The organism is Streptomyces sp. SID5910 (assembly GCF_009862125.1).
In the GTDB taxonomy this organism is placed as follows: Bacteria; Actinomycetota; Actinomycetes; order Streptomycetales; family Streptomycetaceae; genus Streptomyces.
Map to the genome: position 1 here is coordinate 1 of NZ_WWHX01000703.1, position 4,581 is coordinate 4,581.

At 74.6% G+C, this 4,581-nt stretch carries 5 protein-coding genes; 4 read left to right on the top strand and 1 reads right to left on the bottom strand.

Annotation, left to right across the window (positions count from 1 at the left end; translation table 11 throughout):
- Positions 1 to 57: 57 nt before the first annotated feature.
- The 4 genes from GTW67_RS24580 to GTW67_RS24595 all read left to right on the top strand — a co-directional run bounded on the left by GTW67_RS24580 (position 58) and on the right by GTW67_RS24595 (position 4,151).
- Positions 58 to 1,383, top strand: a complete 1,326-nt coding sequence (locus GTW67_RS24580) for a vWA domain-containing protein (protein WP_161166982.1) — start codon at positions 58 to 60, stop codon at positions 1,381 to 1,383.
- Positions 1,384 to 1,555: 172 nt separating this feature from the next.
- Positions 1,556 to 2,734, top strand: coding sequence for a PP2C family protein-serine/threonine phosphatase (locus GTW67_RS24585; RefSeq protein ID WP_346010729.1), 1,179 nt, complete (start codon positions 1,556 to 1,558; stop codon positions 2,732 to 2,734).
- Between the two features lie 85 nt (positions 2,735 to 2,819).
- Positions 2,820 to 3,611 carry an alpha/beta fold hydrolase gene (locus tag GTW67_RS24590; protein WP_161166984.1) on the top strand — a complete coding sequence of 264 codons (792 nt, stop codon included), beginning with the start codon at positions 2,820 to 2,822 and terminating at the stop codon, positions 3,609 to 3,611.
- Positions 3,612 to 3,746: 135 nt separating this feature from the next.
- Positions 3,747 to 4,151, top strand: a complete 405-nt coding sequence (locus GTW67_RS24595) for a PGPGW domain-containing protein (RefSeq protein WP_161166985.1) — start codon at positions 3,747 to 3,749, stop codon at positions 4,149 to 4,151.
- 30 nt (positions 4,152 to 4,181) lie between these two features.
- Here the strand turns inward: GTW67_RS24595 and GTW67_RS24600 are convergent.
- Positions 4,182 to 4,581: pyridoxamine 5'-phosphate oxidase family protein (locus GTW67_RS24600; RefSeq protein WP_161166986.1), on the bottom strand; the 400-nt coding region annotated here is incomplete at its 5' end.

Genomic DNA, 4,581 nt, shown 5'->3' on the forward strand with positions numbered 1-4,581 from the left:
GTGCGGCGCCCGCTGCCGCGCCAGGCGTCCCGGCGGGAGCGGCCGGCGCCGTACCCGATGACGCCTCTCGCGCCACCGCGCCCTGTGCGGGCCACGCTGCCGGTACCCCCGACGTGGACCGGCGCCACGGCCGGGCCCGGCTCACGCCCCGACGGCCGGCCGGAGCTCCCGCTGGACAGGGAGAAGCTGCTCGCCGCCCGGCTGCACGCCGTGAAGGTCCGTCCCTACCTGGCCGACGCGCTCTTCGCGCTGCACGTGGTGGAGGACCGGTCGGTGCCGACAATGGCCGTGGACGCGCACTGGCGCTGCTACGTCTCCCCCGCCTTCGTGGCGCGCATGCCCGTGGAAGAACTGGCGGGCGTCTGGGTGCACGAGGTCTCCCACCTGCTCCGAGACCACCACGGGCGGGGCGAGCGGTACGCGCGCAAACACGAGGAGCACGGTCCGGGCGAGCGGCTGCGGCGGAACATCGCCGCCGACTTCGAGATCAACGATGACATCTACGGAGACGGCCTGGTCCGGCCCAAGGGCGCGGTGCTGCCGTCGCTCCTGCGGCTGCCCTCCGGTCTGCTCATGGAGGAGTACCTGCGGACGGCGTCGATGGCCGGGCTCGCCTCGGACCTGGCCTGGCTGGACTGCGGCAGCGGCGCCGACGGTCAGGAGCGGCCCTGGGAGCTGGGGCCCGACGGCGCGCACGGACTGAGCAGGCAGCAGCGGGACGCCGTCCGCTTCCGGGTCGCGGAAGGGATCAAGGGGCGGCCCGGCAACGCGCCGGAGAGGTGGCGCCGCTGGGCGGACGAGGCCTTCCATCCGCCGCAGCCGTGGCGGGAGTTGCTGGGGGCGGCGGTCCGCTCGGCGGCCGGCGGGCCGGGAGGGGGCGAGAACCACAGCTACCGGCGTCCGTCCCGACGGTCGGCGAGTCTGCCCGGGGTGCTGCTGCCCAGCCTGCGCCGGACACCGCCCCGGGTCTGCGTCGTGATCGACACCTCCGCGTCGGTGAGCGACGCGGAACTGGGCGGCGCGCTGCTGGAGGTGGCGGCGATCGCGCAGGCAGTGGGCGGGCGGCGCGACCTGGTGTCGGTGATCTCCTGCGACGCGGCGGCGGGGGTCGCCGTCCCGCTCTGCCGCGCCGAGAACATGGAGCTGCTCGGCGGCGGCGGAACGGACCTGCGTTCCGGTTTCGCGCGGGCGCTGCGGTCCCGGCCCCGCCCGGACGTCGTCGTCGCGCTGACGGACGGCCAGACGCCGTGGCCGTCCGCGCAGCCGCCCTGCCGCACGGTGGTGGGCCTCTTCCCCCGCCCGGCCGACAGCGCCGACGAGGACGACCCCGACTACGTCCCGGACACGCCCCCGCCGTGGGCGCGTGTCGTCACCATCGGCTGACGGGCCGGAGCGGCGTGCGGAAGGAGGGGCGCGTGGTGCGCCGCGCCGGGGCGCGGTGGGTTGGTGCCGTCCGGCGCGGGCCCGCTCGGGCATGATGCTCGCCTAGGCGCTCGGGCCCGCCGGGACGCCGGGCGGGAAGGGAGCGACACCTGTGGGTGCGGGGCGGGCGGCTGTGGAGTACCGGCGTCGGGCCGAGCAGCATCCCTGGCCGCCGCGCTGGCTGCGCTGGTTCCCGCCCGCGCTGATCGTGATGGCGCTGGCGCTCGACGAGGCGACGCCGCCCCGGTACTTCTTCGGACCGCTGCTGTCGGCCTCGGTGGTGCTGGCCATCTTCACCTATCCGCCGCTCGGTGTCGCCGTCACCGGCATCGCCGGATGCGTCCTGCTGGTCCTCACCGAGCAGCTGGAGAGCTACATCGGTCCGCTGACCGTCGTGGCGCTGGTCGTGCTGGGCTTCGTCACGCTGCTGTCCGTGGTGCTCTGCGTGGTACGGCGACGGGCCGAACGCCGGTTCCGCCGCGTCCAGGCGGTCGCCGAAGCCGTCCAACTGGCCCTGCTGCGCCCCCTGCCCGCGCGGATCGGCCCGTTGCGGGTGGCCGGCTTCTACCGGGCCGCCGACGACGAGGCCCTCATCGGCGGGGACCTCTACAGCGTCCGCCCGACGCCGTTCGGCGTCCGCGTGATCGTCGGGGACGTCAAGGGCAAGGGCATCGGCGCGACCCAGACCGTGGCCACGGTGATCTCCACCTTCCAGGAGGCGGCGCTGCTCCACCCGACGCTGCCCCAGGTGGCCGACCGGATCGACGTGGCCCTCGAACTGGACCGCGACAACCCGGTGGAGCCCGTGCCCCCCACCCAGCCCGCTTCCCCGTCCGCGGACGACGTGGCCCAGGCGGACGAGCTGTTCGCCACTGCCGTCCTGCTCGAATTCTCCTCCGACGGAGGCGCCGTACGGATCCTGGACCGCGGGCACCAGCCGCTGCTCGCGGTCCGGGGCCGCACCGCGCCGGTCGTGGAGGTCGTGGAGACCGAGCACAGCCTGCCCCTGGGCATGGCCGACCTGTTGCTCGATCACCCGGACACCGCCGAACGCGCGCTGGAGCCCGGCGACATCCTGGTCGCCTACTCCGACGGTGTCACCGAGGCACGCAGCCGCACGGGCACCTTCTACCCGCTGCGCGAACGGCTCCAGGCGTACTGCGACACCGCCGCCGAGCCGGTCTCCCCCGCCGGCCTCACCACCTTCCTCCAGGGAGACCTCGCCCGATGGGCGCCGGCTCTGGGCGACGACGTCATCGCGATCGCCTTCCAGCCCACGGCCGGACCGGGGGAGCAGGCGCAGGCGCGGTAGGCGGCCCGTGCACGCTGTTGCGGGCGCCGGGACCGCGTCGGAGACTGGCCCGGCGAGGACAGCCGTCCGGAGAGGGCCGGGAACGATGGGTGACTACGCGGACCTCCCTGGGGTCAGGACCTGGTACGAGACCGAGGGGACCGGCGATCCGCTGGTCCTGCTGCACGGCGGCTTCTGCACCAACGACACCTGGGGCGCGCAGCGCACCGACCTCGCCGCCGCGTACCGCCTCTTCCTCCCCGAGCGGCGCGCGCACGGGCACACCCCCGACGTGGCGGGGCCGCTCACCTACCAGGACATGGCCGACGACACGGTGGACTTCCTGGAAACGGTCGTCGGAGGAGCGGCCCATCTGGTCGGCTGGAGCGACGGGGGCGTCGTCGCCCTGCTGGTCGCCGCCGCGCGACCCGACCTGGTGCGCAAGGCCGTGCTGATCGGCGCCAACTTCCGTCCCGGCCCCGAGTGCTTCGCCGAGCCGGCGATGCTCGACGCGATGACGCCGGACAGCGCCGACCTCGCGTTCTTCCGCGAGATGTACGCGGCCGTCACGCCGGACGGCGCGGATCACTGGCCGACGGTCGCCGCGAAGCTGACCGACATGTGGCGCACCCAGCCGACGCTCACCGCCGAGGACCTGGCCCGCGTCCGGGCCCCCACCCTCGTACTGGTCGGCGACGACGACATGATGACGCTGGAGCACACGACCGCCCTGTACCGCGGCGTCCCCGGGTCCCAGCTGGCCGTCGTCCCCGGAGCCTCCCACCTGGTCCCGCTGGAGAAGCCGGCGCTCGTCAACCGGCTGATCCTCGACCATCTGGCGCAGGACGCGGTGGAGACGATGATGCCCGTGCGGCGCGCGCCTGCGTCAGGGGCCTGAGCGGCGTCGACGGGCGCCGGAGGGGCATGGTTTCCCGCCGTTGCGGGAACAGAGGCGCGGTGGCCTCGCCCGCGCGGGACGCGTGTTCCCGCGGGGCGGGCCGGACGGGTACCGAGCTCAGGAGAGTGGGGCGACATGGCGCGAAGCGTCGAATCGGTCCGGCGTGTGACGCTGGGGGTCCTCGGCGCGGTGCTGGTGGTGGTCGGTGCGGCCCTGCTGGTGCTGCCCGGGCCGGGGCTGCTGCTCGTGTTCGCCGGGGTGGTCCTGCTGTCCCGCGCCGTACCCGCCCTTGACCGCTTCGTCGCCCCCGCCCGCAAGCAGGCGATGCGCGCGGCCGAGGAGAGCGTGTCCTCACCGTGGCGCATCGCCGGCTCGGCCCTGGCGGGGCTGTGCCTCATCGGCGCGGGCCTGGTGTGGGGCCTGGTCCCCGACCTCCCGTTCTCCGGGTGGGGCACGGGGGTGAGCCTGATCCTCTCGGGCCTCGTCCTCTTCGCCCTGCTCGTCTGGAGCTACCGCCGCGTCCACGCCGGCCGCCGGTGACCACCCCGTCCTGCCCGTGCGCGCGGGGCCTCAGAACGCCCACCGCGTATGGCTGTACACCCCGTCGTCCCGGCCGAAGCCGTACGCCGTGTCCGGGGCCACCGCGAACACTGTCGCGTCGCCCTTGCGGATCGCGTCCCCGATCCCGTGGAAGGTGCCCTCGGGTGAGGTGATGTGCCGCCCGTACTTGGCTTCGTACGCCGCGATGACCTCCTCGACGGCCGCCGGGTCGGCGACCTGTTCCGCCGTGCCCTCGACGACGAGGTCGAGACCGCAGGTGAGCGAGTTCCCGCCGGTGGTCAGCGCGCAGTGACTGTCGTGGGCGAGGTTCTTCGCCTTCTGCTCCCCGGGGCCGGTGGAGAAGTGGAGCGCCCCGCGGTGCCAGGCGGCGATCACGGGGGTGACGTGCAGCCGTCCGTCGGGCCGCACA